Source organism: Pseudochrobactrum lubricantis, assembly GCF_041929865.1.
Taxonomy (GTDB): Bacteria; Pseudomonadota; Alphaproteobacteria; order Rhizobiales; family Rhizobiaceae; genus Pseudochrobactrum; species Pseudochrobactrum saccharolyticum.
This window is the reverse complement of the sequence record NZ_JBHEEE010000001.1, coordinates 359,522-376,164: the sequence shown is the minus strand read 5'-3', so window position 1 is coordinate 376,164 and position 16,643 is coordinate 359,522. Positions and strand designations below refer to the sequence as shown.

Genomic DNA, 16,643 nt, shown 5'->3' with positions numbered 1-16,643 from the left:
CATGGCACACGGGATAGAGAACGGACAGCGGCGCTACGGCAATTTCATCAATGGTGTGTGGCAGGACGCTGTGCAGGGTGAGGTGCTGACACTGAAAAATCCGTCAGACGGCAGTGATCTGGCGCTGATCGCCTGTGGCGCTGCGGCTGATATTGATCTCGCCGTTGATGCCGCGCGTGCAGCCTTATCCGGTTTCTGGGGGAAAATGACCGCAACCGAACGCGGTCGTATTCTGCATAAAATCTCAGAAGCGGTATTGCGTGAGATTGATCTTCTGACTGTGCTGGAAGCGCGTGATGTCGGCAAGCCTTTAACGCAGGCGCGCGCTGATGTGGTAGCGCTGGCGCGTTATCTGGAATTTTACGGTGCCTCTGCTGACAAGGTTCATGGTGATACACTGCCTTATCAGAATGGTTTCACCGTTCTGTCTGTCTATGAACCGCATGGCGTGACGGGGCATATTATCCCGTGGAACTATCCGATGCAGATCCTTGGCCGCAGTCTTGGTGCGGCTCTGGCTATGGGCAATGCTGCGGTTGTCAAGCCAGCGGAAGAAGCCTGCCTGACCATTCTCGAATTTGCGCGGATTGCCCACGAGGCCGGATTGCCGACCGGTGCGCTGAATGTGGTGACAGGACTGGGTGCCGAGGCCGGAGCGGCTTTGTCTTCCCATCCGCAGGTCAATCATATTTCTTTCACCGGTTCCTTACGTACCGGTGAGGCAGTGCAGGCCGCAGCGGCTAAAAATGCTGTGCCGGTGACTTTGGAACTCGGCGGTAAATCCCCGCAAATCGTGTTTGCTGATGCGGATATTGAGCGTGCATTGCCGTTTCTGGTCAATGCAGGCATTCAGAATGCAGGACAGACCTGTTCTGCTTCCTCACGCATTCTCGTGCAGCGTGAAGTCTATGAGCAGGTGATTGCCGCTATGAGTGAGCGTTATCACGCGCTCAAAGTGGGTGCTGCTGAGGCTGATCTGTCGCTCGGGCCCGTTGTATCGGCACGTCAGAAAGCGATCATTGAAGATTATCTGCAACTGGCAAAACAGGATGGTTTGCTTGTTGCGGCGCAGGGTGAAATTGTACCTGATGCACCGAAAAATGGTGCCTATGTACGCCCGACTTTACTGCGTGATGTGCCGCCGCAGCATCGGTTGGCACAGGAAGAAATTTTCGGCCCCGTACAGGTGATTATGCCGTTTGATACGGAAGAGGAAGCCGTGGCGCTGGCTAACAGCACACCTTACGGGCTGGTTTGCGGCGTGTGGACAAAAGACGGCGCGCGGCAATTGCGTATGGCGCATGCGGTGCATGCCGGACAGGTGTTTATCAATAATTACGGAGCAGGCGGCGGCATTGAGCTGCCTTTTGGCGGGGTGAAACGCTCCGGCCACGGTCGTGAGAAAGGTTTTGAGGCGCTTTATGGCTTTGCCTCGCTGAAAACCATTTCGGTCTATCACGGCTGATCTGCAGAAAATCGCATGGGAGAATACCGCATAATGACTGGTTCGCTTGAGAATAAAACTGCAATCATCACCGGCGCAGGTTCGGGTTTTGGTGAGGCTATGGCGCGTAAATTTGCCCGCGAAGGTGCAAATGTGGTTGTCGTTGACCGCGATGCTGCGGGTGCAAAGCGCGTGGCAGGAGAACTTGGCGGCAAGGGGCTGGCGGTTGAAGCGGATATTGCATCGGAAAATGGTGTGGCGGAAGCGGTGCGTCAGGCGCAGATGCAGTTCGGGCGGATTGATATTCTCATCAACAATGCCGGTATCGGTCATAAACCACAGCCGGCGGAAAATGTGCAGCCTGATGAATTTGACCGCATTGTCGGGGTAAATATTCGCGGTATTTATCTGATGAGCCGCGCTTTAATTCCACATTTTAAAGACAATGGCGGCGGTGTCATTCTCAATATTGCATCGACAGGCGCTGCCCGTCCGCGTCCGAACCTCACATGGTATAATGCCACCAAGGGCTGGGTTGTATCCGCCACCAAGGCGCTGGCTATTGAGTTGGCACCGGAAAATATCCGCGTCAATGCGCTCAATCCTGTGGCGGGTGAAACCCCATTGCTCACGACATTTATGGGTGAGGATACGGAAGAAATCCGTCAGAAATTCCGCGCTTCCATTCCGCTTGGCCGTTTGCTGAGACCGGAAGATCTGGCGGAAAGCGCTGCATTTTTGTGCTCACCGGCAGCCAGTATGATTACCGGCGTTGCATTGGATGTGGATGGCGGCCGTTCAATTTAAAACTACGGCATCAAATGTGATAAGCATTTGAACTGACAATGGTTCATTGTAAAATTTGGCCAGCTCTATTCCGGTAATTCCTGAGCAACATCAGGATGATATAAATAAGGGGACAGGCAATGCGATATAAATATTTGACCGGACAGCTTATGCTGGCAGCAATGACGGGGATTGCTGTTGTGGCTACGAGCGGTTCAGGGCTGGCAAAAGACACATTGGCAATTGGCGAGGTGCTGGAACCTCCGGGTATGGACCCGACAGCAAATGCTGCGGCTTCCATCCGCCGGCTGACCTATAATAATCTCTATGAAGGTCTGGTGCGGATTGATGAAGAGGGCGCTGTTAAGCCGAACCTCGCGGAAAGCTGGACGATTTCACCGGATAATCTGACCTATACATTCAAGCTGCGTCAGGGCGTGAAATTTCATAATGGTACGCCCTTCGATTGTTCTGTTGTGAAATTCACTTATGACCGCGCCATAGCGCCGGATTCCACCAATGCACAAAAGGCATTGTTTGCGCCGATTGAAAAGACCGAATGTCCTGATCCGGCAAGTGCTGTTGTAACACTCAAACGCCCGTCCTCAACCTTCCTGTTCGGGATGGGTTGGGGTGATGCGGTAATGATGGCACCGGATACGATTGCTACCAACAAAACCAATCCGGTTGGCACAGGGCCGTTCAAATTCAAGCGCTGGCTGCAGGGCGACCGGATCGAGTTCGAGCGCAATCCTGATTATTGGGGCGAGCCTGCTAAGCTCTCTGCAATCACTTTCCGTTTCATCAGCGATCCGTCAGCGGCTGCCGCAGCAGTCATGGCCGGTGATGTCGATGCTTTTCCTGAATTTCCGGCACCGGAGCTGATCAGCCGCCTGCAAAGCGATGAACGTCTTGCCGTTGAAATCGGCTCGACGGCGGGCAAAGTGATTATGTCGCTTAACAACGCACGCAAGCCATTTGATGATGTGCGTGTGCGCCGCGCGCTTGCCCATGCCATCGACCGCAATGTGGTGCAGGAAGCAATTACCACCGGTCTCGCCAAGACGATCGGTGCCCATTACACACCGGCTGAACCGGGCTATGTCGATCTGAGCGATACCTATCCTTATGATGTGGCCAAGGCTAAAGCACTGCTGGCAGAAGCCGGTGTGCCTGCGGGGACTTCCATTACCATCATGTTGCCGCCGCCTGCCTATGCACGCCGTGGTGGTGAGGTGATTGCGGCAATGCTGGCAGAAGTTGGCATTGAGGTGAAACTTGTGCCGGTTGAGTTCGCGCAATGGCTGGATCAGGTCTTTGCCCGCAGTGATTTTGACGCGACGATCATCGCTCATGTGGAAACCCGCGATCTCGATATCTATGCGCGGGACAAATACTACTTCAACTATAACAGCCCTGAATATAAGGCGATTTACAAGCAGTTCGCAGAAGCAACAGACGACAAGCAACAGCTTGAATTGCTTGGCCAGTTGCAGCGCAAACTCGCTGAAGACGAGCCGAATGTGTTTCTCTATGCCCTGCCGAAAATCGGTGTCTGGGACAAGAAGCTCAAAGGTATGTGGAAAAATCAGACCATTCCGGCCAATGACCTGACCAGTGTGTACTGGGCAGACTGATCCTGTTGATGCTGAAATGAATATTGAAGGAGGCCGCATTTGCTGCGTTATTTTACAGGGCGTCTGATCTCTCTGATCCTGACGACGCTGGCGGCCTCAGTTATTGTTTTCCTGCTGATGCAGGTGCTTCCGGGCGATCCGGCAGCGATTATGCTCGGCATTAATGCGCAGCCAGACACTTTGGCGGCCTTGCAAAAACAGCTCGGTCTCGATGCTCCGTTGATTGTTCGTTATTTCAATTGGATTACCGGCTTTCCGGTTGGTGATTTCGGCACCAGCTATACTTATTCCGTGCCGATCAGTGAGCTGATCGGGCCACGCTTGCAGGTGACTTTACCTCTGGCGGTGCTGGCAATGATCCTCTCGGTGGTGATCGCCATTCCTCTTGGTGTGATCGCCGCTTCAAAGCGCGGCAGTGCAACCGATGTGGTGGGGATGGGCGTTGCACAGATTGGTGTGGCGATCCCGAATTTTTGGCTCGGCCTGTTGCTGATCCTGTTCTTTGCCCTCACACTTGGCTGGTTTCCGGCTTCTGGTTTTGCCGGTTGGGAAAATGGTCTGTGGGCAGGCACCCGCTCGCTGATCCTGCCGGCCGTGGCTCTGGCCTTGCCGCTGGCTGCCATTCTGGCGCGTGTTACCCGTTCCGCAGTGTTGGAAACCCTGAGCGAAGATTTTGTACGCACAGCCCGCGCCAAGGGCTTGAGCCGCAATGCAGCCTTGTGGAAACATGCGACGCCTAATGCACTGATCCCTGTGGTGACGATCTTGGGTCTGCAATTCTCATTTCTGCTGGCGGGTACGATCATTATTGAAAACGTGTTCAATCTGCCGGGTCTTGGTCGTCTGATTTTCCAGTCGATTGCGCAGCGTGATCTGGTCACGGTGCAGTCGCTGGTGACCTTGCTGGCAGCCAGTGTGATTGCAGTGAACTTCTTGGTGGATATGGCCTATGGCTTTCTTGATCCGCGCCTTTCCACAGGAGTGCGGGCATGAGCATGGCAGAGAATTTCTCCCGTCGCAGCCGTATGGTCTTGCTGTCTTTCGGACTGAGCCGCAGCCTGTTGATTGGTACAATCATTACCGGATTTCTGATCGGACTGGCCGTGCTGTCACTGGTCTGGACACCTTACAGCCCCACAGGCATGAATATCCTGCGCAAATTGCAGGGGCCGTCGATGCAGCATTGGCTGGGTACCGATGCGCTTGGCCGTGACGTGCTGTCGATGGTCATGGTCGGTGCGCGCAACTCTTTGTCGGTGGCATTGATTGCCGTTGCGGTTGGTATGGGGCTTGGCGTGCCGCTCGGTGCCTATGCGGCGGCACGCGGCGGTATGATTGACGGCTTTGTCATGCGCATGACCGATCTGGCTTTTGCTTTTCCGGCGCTGCTGACAGCCGTGATTATCACTGCTGTATTCGGCCCCGGTGCGGTTAATGCGATGATCGCTATTGGTATTTTCAACATTCCGGTTTTCGCCCGTATTACCCGTGGTGCATCGATGGGTTTATGGAAGCGCGATTATGTCTTGGCCGCCCGCTGTGCGGGGCGTGGTGATGTGGCGATTACGCTGGATCACATTCTGCCGAATATCGGCCATGTGCTGATCGTGCAGGCGACCATTCAGTTTGCCTTGGCTATCGTGGCGGAAGCCGGTTTGTCTTATGTCGGTCTTGGTACGCAGCCGCCTATGCCAAGCTGGGGTAAGATGCTCAATGATGCGCAGACCTATATTTATGATGCGCCGCATCTGGCGATTTTTCCGGGGCTGGCCATTACCTTTGCGGTTCTCGGGTTGAATATGCTGGGTGATGGTTTGCGTGATATACTCGACCCTCGTGTCAGGAGAGAGAGATGACCACACCGCTTCTCGAAATCCGTGATCTGGGCGTGCATTTGCAAGCCGGAGGCAAGCAGGCCGAAATTCTGTCCGGCATCACGCTGACACTGAACCGTGGCGAACGTCTAGGCATTGTCGGGGAATCCGGCTCCGGCAAATCCATCACCGCATTGGCTGTCATGGGGCTGTTGCCGCATCGTATGGCATTGAGCGGAACCCTGCGCTTTGACGGGCAGGATCTGACGACGATCTCAGAGACTGCCCATTGCACGATGCGCGGTCGACAGATGGCGATGATATTTCAGGAGCCGATGACGGCGCTGAACCCGATCAAAACCATTGGTGCACAGATCAGTGAAGGTCGTCGTCTGCATCTGAGAGAAAACCGTGCCGATGCTGACAAGGTCGCGCGTCGTTTGTTGGATCGTGTTGGCCTTGCTGCCCCGCGCTTTGATCTGGAACTTTATCCGCATCAATTATCCGGCGGTCAGCGCCAGCGTGTGATGATTGCGATGGCACTGGCCTGCGAGCCGGAATTGCTGATTGCGGATGAGCCGACCACGGCACTGGACGTTACCGTGCAGGCGCAAATTCTTGATCTGCTGGATGAGCTGATTGACGAGAGCGGCACAGCACTGCTGCTGATTACCCATGATCTCGGCGTAGTCTCGGAAATGACGGATCGCATTGCAGTGATGTATGCAGGGCGTGTGGTCGAAACCGGCGATACGCAGGACGTATTCCGCCATATGGCGCATCCTTATGCACGTGGGCTGTTCGCTGCCTCGCCCCATAGTCTGACAATGCGGCCAAAACCGGAAAATTCGGATAAACGCCAGCGCCTGACCACGATTGCCGGTGTGGTGCCCGATCCGTTCAGTCGTTTGCCACAATGTGGCTTTGCTGACCGCTGCCGTTTTGTGCAGGCTGATTGCCGTGCAACAGTCCCGCCGTTAGGTAATACGGATTTTCTGGATGTGACGCATCGGGTCGCTTGTTTTCATCCGCTGACAGATGAGGTGATGGCATGACCACTCTTCTGGAAGTCCGCGATCTGGTGCGTGATTATACGTTGCCAAAACAGTCCTTGCTTTCCAAGCCGCAAAATTTGCGGGTGCTGCATGGTGTCAGCCTCAGCCTGAAGCAGGGTGAAAGTCTTGGCATCGTCGGCGAATCCGGTTCCGGTAAATCTACACTGGCACGGTCGGTAATGGGGCTGGAAAAGCCGCAATCCGGTAGTGTGACCATCAATAGCAAGGATATTTACAGCCTGGGGCGGGCGGAGCTGAAAGCCGCACGCAAGGAGTTTCAGGCTATTTTTCAGGATCCTTACGGTTCGCTCGATCCGCGCCACTCTGTGCGCCGCATTCTGGCGGAGCCGGTTGTGTCACTGGAAAGTGCCACAACAGTGGAAAACCGTGAAGAGCGTATCCGTCAGGTGCTTGAGGCGGTAGGCTTGTCCGCATCAGCCGCGGATAAATATCCGCATGAATTTTCCGGCGGTCAGCGCCAGCGTATTGCGATTGCCCGCGCATTGATTACGCGCCCGAAACTGATTGTTGCTGATGAGCCGGTTTCGGCGCTGGATGTTTCCATTCAGGCGCAGGTGCTCAATCTGATGATGGATTTGCAGGAGCAATTCGGCCTGTCCTATCTGTTTATCAGTCACGACCTTGGTGTGATGCGGGTGATTACAGACCGTGTGGCGGTGATCCATTTGGGCAGAATTGTTGAAGAAGGGCCGACCAATGAGGTCTTTGACAATCCGCAGCATCCATACACACAAGCACTGGTTAATGCCGTGCCAAAACCGTTTTCCGGCCGACGTAAAAAAATACGGGCGTAAAATGCGGGTGAAAACTTTGTAATGAAAAACTGAATGTCTGTCTGACGATCAAAATCCGCCAAGAGGTTCGCGTCAGACAGGGAAATGGGAGCAGATATGTCCGAGCTTGCTGATTTAAGCGCTGTCGAAATGGTTGCCGGTTATAAAGCGGGTACTCTGTCGCCGGTGGAAGTGGCAGAATCCGTGATCGACCGGATTGAGCGTTGCGAGCCGCAGCTTCATGCGATGTGGGCTTTTGAGCCGGAAGCGGCACTGGCCGCAGCAACTCTGTCGGAAGGTCGCTGGAGGCGGAAAGAAGAACGCGGGCCGATTGACGGCGTGCCGCTGACGATCAAAGAAAACATCGCCACCAAAGGTTTGCCGGTGCCGCTCGGCTGCGCGGCAATAGCATTGAACCCGGCTGTAAAAGATGCACCGCCTGCTGCCCGATCCCGCGAGAGCGGTGGTATTATTTTGGGTAAAACGACCATGCCTGATCTCGGCATGTTGTCGTCCGGCCTTTCGAGTTTCCATGAGCTGGCACGCAATCCGTGGGATCTGGCCACCAATCCCGGCGGCTCAAGTGCGGGGGCGGGAACGGCTGCCGCTGCCGGTTACGGCCCTTTGCATATCGGTACAGATATTGGCGGCTCCATCCGCCTGCCTGCCGGTTGGTGCGGTGTGGTGGGGCTCAAGCCATCTTTCGGGCGTATTCCGATTGATCCGCCTTTTATCGGTCGTGTTGCGGGGCCGATGACGCGTACGGTTGCTGATGCAGCACTTTATATGTCGGTTCTGTCCAAGCCGGATCGCCGCGATCCGATGAGCCTGCCTTACAACCGTATCGACTGGATGAATCTCGACCGCGATGTCAAGGATCTGCGTATCGGCCTGTGGCTGGATGCCGGTTTTGGCTCTGCCGTTGAACCTGAGGTCAAAGCGGCGGTAGAAGCTGCAGCACAAGCCTTTGCCAATGCCGGTGCGATTGTTGAGGAAGTGCCTAGCTATCTCACCCGTGAGATGATTGACGGGCTGGATCATTTCTGGCGCGTGCGCTCATGGGGCGACATCTCTAAAATGACGCCGGATAATCAGGCAAAAATCCTGCCTTATATTTATCAGTGGGCAGAAGGCGGTAAGGATTTGAACGGTGCGCAGGTCTATCAGGGCTTTGCGCAGATCGAGGCCATGCGCAATGCGGCGCTGGCGGCAATCAGCTCTTATGATTTTATTATTTCGCCGACAGCGCCGATGCCGACTTATCCGGCAGAATGGGCTTCACCGCTGAATGATCCGCAGCGCCCGTTCGAGCATATTGCTTTCACCGTTGCCATGAATATGTCGGAACAACCTGCTGTGTCTGTCAATTGTGGTTACACGGAAAAAGGGTTGCCGATCGGTTTGCAGATTATTGGTCAGCGTTTTGATGATCTGGGCGTGTTGCAACTTGCCCATGCCTATGAACAACTTCGTCCGCAGCAAAGGCCGTGGCCGAAAATATAGACAGCAGAGGTTAAGGGGACAAACGGAATACATTCTGCCGTTCGGGGGGAACGGCAGAAACAGCATGCAGTATCAGTTCCAGCCAATGGAGAAGTGCAGTCATGTCATATCCGCCACTCTCATTACATATGCCCCGCACGATGCGGGGAGAAAGTGTCCCGCCGCCTAATCCGCATTTACGTTTTGCCGGAGCGGGCGAAATGCGCCGCCCGCCGGTTGATTCCGATCCTTATGATATGCATGATCTGGCCTATAATCTGGTACGGGTGCTGGATGATGACGGCGAGGCTAAAGGCGAGTGGGTGCCGGATCTGACGGCAGAGCAATTGCGCCACGGTCTGCGCTCCATGCTCAAAACCCGCGCCTATGACCGGCGCATGATGCGTATGCAGCGACAGGGGCAAACCTCTTTCTATATGCAATGTACCGGTGAAGAGGCAATTGCCTGCGCTTTTCAGATGGTGATGCAAAAAGGGGATATGAATTTCCCCACCTATCGCCAGCAGGGGCTGTTGATAGCACAAGGCTTCCCGCTGACAGATATGATTTGTCAGGTGCTTTCCAACGAAAAAGACCATCTTAAAGGACGGCAATTACCGGTTATGTATTCGGCACCGGAGGCTGGGTTTTTCTCGATCTCCGGCAATCTCGGCACGCAATTTGTGCAGGCCGTTGGCTGGGCAATGGCCTCTGCTATGCGGGGCGATACAAAAATTGCAGCCGGATGGATTGGTGACGGTTCCACTGCCGAAAGCGATTTTCACGCGGCGCTGGTTTTTGCCTCGGTCTATCGTCCGCCGGTGGTTCTCAATATCGTTAATAATCAATGGGCGATTTCATCACCGCAATCGGTGGCAGGTGGCGAGAATATCAGTTTTGCTTCCCGCGCTCATGGTTTTGCTATTCCGTCTTTGCGGGTGGATGGCAATGATTATCTGGCAGTCTATGCGGCGGCAAGCTGGGCGGCAGAGCGGGCACGGCGCAATCTGGGGCCGACACTGATTGAATGGGTGACCTATCGTGTAGCGCCGCATTCCACCTCCGATGATCCGAGCAAATACCGGCCGAAAGAGGAGGAGCTGAACTGGCCGCTGGGCGATCCGGTAGAGCGGCTCAAACAACATCTGATCCGCAAAGGCGAATGGAGCGAGGAGCGTAATGTGCAGCTGCTGGCCGGTATTGATGCGGAGATTAATGATGCCGCCCGCGAGGCTTTGAAATACGGCACTTTGCATGAAGGGCCGAAAGCCAGTCCCGCAACCATGTTCGAGGATGTCTATAAGGACATGCCGCAGCATTTGCGCGAGCAGCGCCAGCAGATGGGGTATTGATCATGTCAAAACCTGTATTGCCAAGACGCACAATGATTGAGGCCATCCGCGAAGCGATGGATGTGATGATGGAGCGCGATGACAAGGTTGTCGTGTTCGGTCAGGATGTCGGCTTTTTCGGTGGCGTATTCCGCTGCACAGAAGGGCTGCAACGCAAATATGGTGAGGCGCGCTGCTTCGATACACCGATTTCCGAAACCGGTATTGTCGGTGTGGCAGTCGGTATGGGCGCCTATGGTCTGCGCCCTGTAGCGGAAATCCAGTTCGCCGATTATGTCTATCCGGCCTATGACCAGATCGTGTCGGAGGCCGCACGCCTGCGGTTCCGTTCTGCCGGTGATTATACCGCGCCGATGGTGATCCGTATGCCGTGCGGCGGCGGTATTTTCGGTGCGCAGACCCATAGCCAGAGCCCTGAGGCGCTGTTTACCCATGTGGCGGGGTTGCAGACCATTATCCCGTCCAATCCTTATGATGCCAAGGGGCTGCTGATCTCGGCCATCGAGAATGATGATCCGGTGATCTTTCTGGAGCCGAAACGGCTTTATAACGGACCATTCAACGGTCATTACGATCAGCCGGTGGTGCCATGGTCAAAACATGTTTTGAGTGAAACGCCGGAGGGCTATTACTCGGTGCCGATCGGCAAGGCGGCCATCCGGCGCAAAGGCTCTGCAGTCACAGTGCTGGCCTATGGCACTATGGTGCATGTGGCGGAAGCGGCTGTCACCGAGACCGGCATTGATGCCGAGGTGATTGATCTGCGCTCGCTGGTGCCGTTGGATATTGAGACGATTACGGCCTCGGTCGCCAAGACCGGACGCTGCGTGATCGTTCATGAAGCGACGCGGTTATCCGGTTTCGGTACGCAACTGGCGGCGGAAGTACAGGAGCGTTGTTTCTATCAACTGGAAGCACCGATCCTGCGTGTGACCGGCTGGGACACGCCTTATCCTCATGCCCATGAATGGGATTATTTTCCGGGGCCGGAACGGGTCGGTCGGGCGCTCATGCAAGTGATGGAGGCATAAATGGTGAAAAAGATCATTAAAATGCCGGATATCGGCGAAGGTGTTGCCGAGGCTGAGATTGTCGAATGGCATGTCAAAGCCGGTGATGTCATCGCAGAGGATCAGTTGCTGGCTGCGGTGATGACCGATAAGGCAACGGTGGAGGTGCCGTCGCCTGTGGCGGGTACGGTCCTGCAGATCGGTGCGGAAGCCGGAACGGTGATGGCTGTTGGTGCAATGCTGGTTGAGATTGAGGTGGAAGGGGCAGGGGCAGAGGCTGGGGCGGATGATGCCCCGCCACCTCCGCCGGTTCAGGCTGTGCCGCCAGCTCCTGTAAAGCCAACAATGCCCGAAAAACCTGTTTTTTCGGCTGTACAACCATCAAACACGATAGCGCATGACAAGCCGCTTGCATCACCTGCGGTCAGGGCGTTGGCACGGGAGCTGGGCGTTGATCTCACGCAGGTGCAGGGCAGCGGGCCGGCAGGGCGTATCACCCGTGATGATCTCGATCATTTCACAGCCAGCGGCGGTAGTGCTCAGAGTTCGGCCTATCAACGTCGCGACGGTACAGAGCAGATTAAAATCACTGGTCTGCGCCGCAAGATTGCGGAGCGTATGGCGAAGTCCTCCCGCGAGGTCGCACATTTTTCCTATGTGGAAGAGGTGGATGTGACCGATCTGGAAATTCTCCGCAGCACATTGAATACAAGTCATGCGGAACGGCGTGGTAAACTGACTGTGCTACCGTTTATTCTCCGTGCGCTGGTTGTGGCGCTACGCGATTTTCCGCAGATGAATGCGCTTTATGATGAGGAAGCGCAGGTGCTGACCCGCCATCAGGCAGCGCATATCGGCATGGCAACACAAACGCCATCCGGTCTGATGGTGCCGGTGCTGCATCATGCAGAAGCGATGGATCTCTGGGCAATGGCCGCAGAAATCACACGGCTTGCCGGTGCTGCACGGGAAGGCGTGGCGAAACGCGAAGAACTCTCCGGTTCCACCATAACCGTCACCAGTCTCGGTGACCTCGGCGGGCTGGTGACAACGCCGGTGATCAACCAGCCGGAAGTGGCGATTATCGGTGTGAACCGCATCGCGATACGTCCTCAATGGCAGGAGAACCAGTTTGTGCCGCGCAAGATGATGAACCTGTCATCCTCTTTCGATCACCGGATGGTCGATGGTTATGAGGCCGCCGCTTTTATCCGCCGCATCAGGCAATTGCTTGAAGTTCCCGCAACACTTTTCATTGAGGTGTGAGATGGAAGATATTGCAACACATGTGCTGATTATTGGTGGCGGACCTGCCGGTTATGTCGCTGCCATCCGTGCCGGACAACTTGGACTGCCGGTGATACTGGTTGAGAAGGAGCAGCTTGGCGGCACCTGCCTGAATATCGGCTGTATTCCTTCCAAGGCATTGATCCATGCGGCTGATGCCTATCATCACGCACTTGCTCAGCAATCCGGCTCGGCGTTGGGCTTGCGCGTTGGAGATGTGTCGCTGGATTGGGGCAAAACGCTCAGCTGGAAAGGTGCTATTGTGCGGCGTTTGACCGGCGGTGTTGAAGGCCTGTTGAAAAAGCATAAGGTCACAGTGCTGAAAGGCACTGCAGAGATCATTGACGGTAAAACTGTCGTGGTTCATGGCAAGGCCGGTACAACCCGTATCCGTACCAAACATCTTGTTCTGGCAACCGGCTCATTGCCGATGCAGATCGGCGCTTTGCCCTTTGGTGGCAATGTTATTTCCTCAACAGATGCTCTGGCGCTGGAGCAGGTGCCGAAACGCTTAGCAGTGATCGGTGCCGGTTATATCGGCATGGAACTGAGTACGGCTTTTGCCAAACTCGGCTCGCAGGTGACGATTATTGAAGCAGCGGATCGTATTTTGCCGCTTTGGGATGCAGAACTGACCACGCCGGTGCGCAAACGGCTGACAACTCTGGGCGTTACCGTGATGACGCGCAGTGAAGCGCGGGGATTAAGCGCAGATGGCGGTTCATTGCTGGTGCACCAGCATGGCAATAGTGCGCCGGTGGTGGTGGAAGCGGATAAGTTTCTGGTGGCTGTCGGTCGGCGGCCAAATATCAGCGGGTTCGGACTGGAAAGTCTTGATCTGGCAATGAATGGCGCTTTCATCCGTATTGATAAATATTGCGCGACCTCGATGCTCAATGTCTGGGCAATCGGTGATGTGACCGGCGAACCGATGCTGGCACATCGGGCAATGGCACAGGGAGCGATGCTGGCGGAACATCTGGCCGGACATAAAGCGGCGCTGGATGAGCCTGTGATACCGTCCGTCTGTTTCACTGATCCTGAAGTGGTGAGCGTTGGATTGTTACCGGATCAGGCGAAATTGCATGGTTATGAGATTGTCACCGGCAGTTTTCCGTTTATGGCCAATGGCCGCGCTATGACCCAGCAGGATGAGACAGGTTTTGTCCGTGTTGTCGCACGGGCGGATAATCATCTGGTACTGGGCATACAGGCCGTCGGCCATGATGTATCCGAATTGGTCAATGGTTTCGCACTCGCTTTGGAAATGGGCACTGTGCTGGAAGATGTGGCGCAGACCATTCATGCGCATCCGACACGCGGCGAAGCCTTTCAGGAGGCCGCTTTTACGGCGCTTGGCCGCAATCTGCATAGTTAAAATTATGGCGGGCTCTGCTGTGGCAAAGCCCGCTATATCATGATTATTATTTGGGCAGCTTGGCGATGAAATGTTCTTTCAACCGTTCAATATCTGCCTGTGACCAGCTGACATCAGTCACCTCTACCCATGCGTCAATATAATGCTGCGGTGCATAGACATGACCGTGACCGATCGGCGTGGTAGTGGCCAGCATCAGATCAATGGCCAGCTGCAACATGCTGACAACCGGATACCATTTCAGCTGCGGGGATACATCAGGACCACGCGGTGCCTTCATCCAGTCCGGTTCGCGGTAGAAGTCTTTCGGATCAAAAAACACAATCGGATCGCTGGCATATTGCAGATAGACAATACGCATCGGCCCCCAATGGCTGTTTGGCAGCCTCAAAGCATTATTCTGATTGGTGAAACGTGCATAGGAACCATCGCGGAATTCCGGCAGCCATTCCGGTGTGCCTTCATTTCGGTTATTGGTGATGGAGCGCCACAAACGGCTGGTGAATGGCGGGCCGCTCCACAAAGCGCCCTGATAAGGATCGCCCAGCACCTGAAACAGTTCCGATGAAAGCTGAGAATTCATTGCGCCGAGGCTCAGGCCATAGAGATAGAGTTTCGGGCGGCTGTCTTTCGGCAGTTTTGTCCAGTAATCATAAACTTCATCAAACAGAGCCGTCGCGGTTTCACTGCCATAGCCCGGCTCAACCAACAGCGAGAGCCAGCTTGCGAGGTAGGAATATTGCACGGCAACGCTGGCAATATCGCCATCATGGAGATATTCCACCGGATCAATGCCCATTTCATCGACCCAGCCGGTGCCGGTCGGAATGGTCACCAGCAGCAGAGAGCGGTCAAATGCGCCAACACGGATCATCTCCTGAAGCGCAAGTTTGGCGCGTTCCTTGGCAGTTTCAGCGGAACGCAAGCCTACATAGACGCGCAGCGGATTTTGTGCCGGACGGCCGGTGAAATTGCTGATCTGCTGCGCATCAGGACCGGAACTGACATAGCTGCGACCCATACGTCCCAACTCATCCCACTTGACCCGCGAGGCGGCGCTGCCGCTTTTCAGCGGGTCTTGCGGTTGGGGGACTTCCGCTTCCATCAGCGCATCAAATTTGCGGTAGGAAGAATCCATCACATGCAGGCCAAAGCGGAACAGCACACCATTGATTGCCATGCTGAAAATCACGGCAGCAATCAGAAAGCCGGTAAAACGTGACAGGCGTGGCGGGATATAGCGATCGAGCCAGCGGCTGGAACTGCGATAAATCAGATGAAATAAACGGGCGAGCGCGATCAGAATAACAAAAGTAATCAGCGCAATCAGGCCGGTTTTCAGCGGGTGCGCGCTTTCAACTTTTTCCAATCCCATCAGATTGCGGATGGAATTTTGTCCGTCTGCCGCATGCCATAGAAACACCATAGCTGTGATGATGGTCACGGCCATGGCCGTAATTTTGATGATCGTGGAAATCCGGCCTTTAGGCTTCGGCAATTGCAGATAGTTCCACAGCCAGAACAGAAAAACACCGATCCCGTAACCAATGGCGAAACAGGCTCCCGACAGCACGCCCTGTATCAAAAAGGGGCGCGGCACCAGCGATGGCGTAAGCGAGGCTGCGAAGAAAAGCGTGCCGAGCAACATCCCGATCAGCGACAGGGAACTCCAGAATTTTTCCAGCCAGACTGGTTTCATCAGTTATTTTCCCTTTAGTTTCAATGTAATGCGCAAAGAACGGTGCAGTCTTTATTTGCCATAGCCGTAATAAACCGGTCGGCGGATTGACGTGCAGTATCGCGCAAGACCGGTTTGGCGCGCTCGATAATATTGCTCAGCATTTTACGATCTTGCAAGGAGATAGCTTTGGCAATTGCGGGGGCGTTATCTGCCAGTGCTTGCGCCAGTCTTTCCTGATTATGGGCATTGAGTTCCGGATTGCTTAACATCAGCGCAGAACCATTAATGACCTGCTGCAAGCCGAGCCGCAATTTAAGAATTGTATCCGTTTGTGCTTTGCCGTTGCTTGTCGTTTTCAGTGTTTCGGCATAGTCGCCTGCGGCTTCGAGGGCGGCAGCAATGAAACTGACCATAACGGCAGAAGAGCGGGTGATTTCATCCTGAAAAGCGATGCTGTTTTTCTCGGTATCTGCCGGTTTTTGCGGATCAGTTGAGAAAGACACATAGGCCTTGGTCACCTGTGCCTGCTGCTGAATAATATCCATCAATATTGGCAAATCGCTCGCCTGATAGGGTGCCTGGCCGATAATCGCCGGTACATTCCACAAATCCTCAAGCACAGGTGCATCCTGACTGTTGGACAGGCGCGGCGGGAGTTTGGTGCGCTTGGTTTCTTCCAGCCGCACAATAAATTCCTGCAAGGCTTTATTCAGGTGCTCAGTGCCGGTGGCGGGTACAGTTGCCTGTAGCGGGCTGCTGAAAGCAACAGATATGCCCAGCGCCAAAATGGCGAGCGAAAGGCGTTTGAAATGTACCGGCACCATGAAATCTCTCTTGCGGTTCTGATCTGAACTGCCTGCATAATACAAAAATTGCAGCAAAAGACACTGAATTCATGAGGCTGACGAAGTTTTGATAGGAGG

At 54.7% G+C, this 16,643-nt stretch carries 14 protein-coding genes; 12 read left to right on the top strand and 2 right to left on the bottom strand.

The window, feature by feature from the left end; all coding sequences use genetic code 11:
• The first annotated feature begins 1 nt into the window (after position 1).
• The 12 genes from JNC80_RS01630 (at position 2) to lpdA (ending at position 14,039) form a co-directional block, all read left to right on the top strand.
• Positions 2-1,465, top strand: a complete 1,464-nt coding sequence (locus JNC80_RS01630) for an aldehyde dehydrogenase family protein (protein ID WP_376709300.1) — start codon at positions 2-4, stop codon at positions 1,463-1,465.
• A gap of 33 nt (positions 1,466-1,498) precedes the next feature.
• Positions 1,499-2,251: a glucose 1-dehydrogenase gene (locus tag JNC80_RS01625; RefSeq protein WP_376709299.1), complete on the top strand. Its 753-nt coding sequence runs from the start codon at positions 1,499-1,501 to the stop codon at positions 2,249-2,251.
• 149 nt (positions 2,252-2,400) lie between these two features.
• Entirely contained in the window at positions 2,401-3,867 is a 1,467-nt protein-coding gene (locus tag JNC80_RS01620) for an ABC transporter substrate-binding protein (RefSeq protein WP_376709623.1), read from the top strand.
• 39 nt (positions 3,868-3,906) lie between these two features.
• Positions 3,907-4,860, top strand: a complete 954-nt coding sequence (locus JNC80_RS01615; RefSeq protein ID WP_075654199.1) for an ABC transporter permease — start codon at positions 3,907-3,909, stop codon at positions 4,858-4,860.
• A 2-nt stretch (positions 4,861-4,862) separates the two neighbouring features.
• Positions 4,863-5,723, top strand: coding sequence for an ABC transporter permease (locus JNC80_RS01610; protein WP_374788343.1), 861 nt, complete (start codon positions 4,863-4,865; stop codon positions 5,721-5,723).
• Positions 5,720-6,736, top strand: a complete 1,017-nt coding sequence (locus JNC80_RS01605; protein WP_376709298.1) for an ABC transporter ATP-binding protein — start codon at positions 5,720-5,722, stop codon at positions 6,734-6,736. The genes JNC80_RS01610 and JNC80_RS01605 overlap by 4 nt, the downstream gene beginning before the upstream one ends.
• Positions 6,733-7,551, top strand: a complete 819-nt coding sequence (locus tag JNC80_RS01600; RefSeq protein WP_225686286.1) for an ATP-binding cassette domain-containing protein — start codon at positions 6,733-6,735, stop codon at positions 7,549-7,551. Before JNC80_RS01605 ends, JNC80_RS01600 begins: the two co-directional genes overlap by 4 nt.
• 96 nt (positions 7,552-7,647) lie before the next feature.
• Complete coding sequence (locus tag JNC80_RS01595; RefSeq protein WP_376709297.1) at positions 7,648-9,033, top strand: amidase; 1,386 nt, start codon at positions 7,648-7,650, stop codon at positions 9,031-9,033.
• Positions 9,034-9,134: 101 nt separating this feature from the next.
• On the top strand, positions 9,135-10,364 hold the full coding sequence (locus JNC80_RS01590; protein WP_151158599.1) for a thiamine pyrophosphate-dependent dehydrogenase E1 component subunit alpha: 1,230 nt from the start codon (positions 9,135-9,137) through the stop codon (positions 10,362-10,364).
• Positions 10,365-10,381: 17 nt separating this feature from the next.
• The gene (locus JNC80_RS01585; protein ID WP_075654752.1) at positions 10,382-11,395 is read left to right on the top strand and encodes an alpha-ketoacid dehydrogenase subunit beta; all 1,014 of its coding nucleotides are present in this window, start codon (positions 10,382-10,384) and stop codon (positions 11,393-11,395) included.
• Entirely contained in the window at positions 11,396-12,640 is a 1,245-nt protein-coding gene (locus tag JNC80_RS01580) for a dihydrolipoamide acetyltransferase family protein (RefSeq protein WP_376709296.1), read from the top strand.
• A 1-nt stretch (position 12,641) separates the two neighbouring features.
• A complete protein-coding gene (lpdA, locus tag JNC80_RS01575; RefSeq protein ID WP_376709295.1) occupies positions 12,642-14,039 on the top strand; it encodes a dihydrolipoyl dehydrogenase in 1,398 nt (465 codons plus the stop codon).
• Positions 14,040-14,085: 46 nt separating this feature from the next.
• Here lpdA and JNC80_RS01570 read toward each other — a convergent pair whose 3' ends face one another.
• A complete protein-coding gene (locus JNC80_RS01570; RefSeq protein WP_376709294.1) occupies positions 14,086-15,738 on the bottom strand; it encodes an alpha/beta hydrolase in 1,653 nt (550 codons plus the stop codon).
• Between the two features lie 20 nt (positions 15,739-15,758).
• Positions 15,759-16,544 carry a hypothetical protein gene (locus JNC80_RS01565; RefSeq protein ID WP_376709293.1) on the bottom strand — a complete coding sequence of 262 codons (786 nt, stop codon included), beginning with the start codon at positions 16,542-16,544 and terminating at the stop codon, positions 15,759-15,761.
• Between the last annotated feature and the right edge of the window lie 99 nt (positions 16,545-16,643).

What these genes read in the sequence shown, in the direction of transcription:
- JNC80_RS01570 (WP_376709294.1), bottom strand. Translation starts at nt 15,738, where the DNA reads ATGAAACCAGTCTGGCTGGAAAAATTCTGGAGTTCCCTGTCGCTGATC.
- JNC80_RS01565 (WP_376709293.1), bottom strand. Translation starts at nt 16,544, where the DNA reads ATGGTGCCGGTACATTTCAAACGCCTTTCGCTCGCCATTTTGGCGCTG.
- lpdA (WP_376709295.1), top strand. Translation starts at nt 12,642, where the DNA reads ATGGAAGATATTGCAACACATGTGCTGATTATTGGTGGCGGACCTGCC.
- JNC80_RS01610 (WP_374788343.1), top strand. Translation starts at nt 4,863, where the DNA reads ATGGCAGAGAATTTCTCCCGTCGCAGCCGTATGGTCTTGCTGTCTTTC.
- JNC80_RS01630 (WP_376709300.1), top strand. Translation starts at nt 2, where the DNA reads ATGGCACACGGGATAGAGAACGGACAGCGGCGCTACGGCAATTTCATC.
- JNC80_RS01625 (WP_376709299.1), top strand. Translation starts at nt 1,499, where the DNA reads ATGACTGGTTCGCTTGAGAATAAAACTGCAATCATCACCGGCGCAGGT.
- JNC80_RS01595 (WP_376709297.1), top strand. Translation starts at nt 7,648, where the DNA reads ATGTCCGAGCTTGCTGATTTAAGCGCTGTCGAAATGGTTGCCGGTTAT.
- JNC80_RS01605 (WP_376709298.1), top strand. Translation starts at nt 5,720, where the DNA reads ATGACCACACCGCTTCTCGAAATCCGTGATCTGGGCGTGCATTTGCAA.
- JNC80_RS01590 (WP_151158599.1), top strand. Translation starts at nt 9,135, where the DNA reads ATGTCATATCCGCCACTCTCATTACATATGCCCCGCACGATGCGGGGA.
- JNC80_RS01600 (WP_225686286.1), top strand. Translation starts at nt 6,733, where the DNA reads ATGACCACTCTTCTGGAAGTCCGCGATCTGGTGCGTGATTATACGTTG.
- JNC80_RS01620 (WP_376709623.1), top strand. Translation starts at nt 2,401, where the DNA reads ATGCTGGCAGCAATGACGGGGATTGCTGTTGTGGCTACGAGCGGTTCA.
- JNC80_RS01580 (WP_376709296.1), top strand. Translation starts at nt 11,396, where the DNA reads ATGGTGAAAAAGATCATTAAAATGCCGGATATCGGCGAAGGTGTTGCC.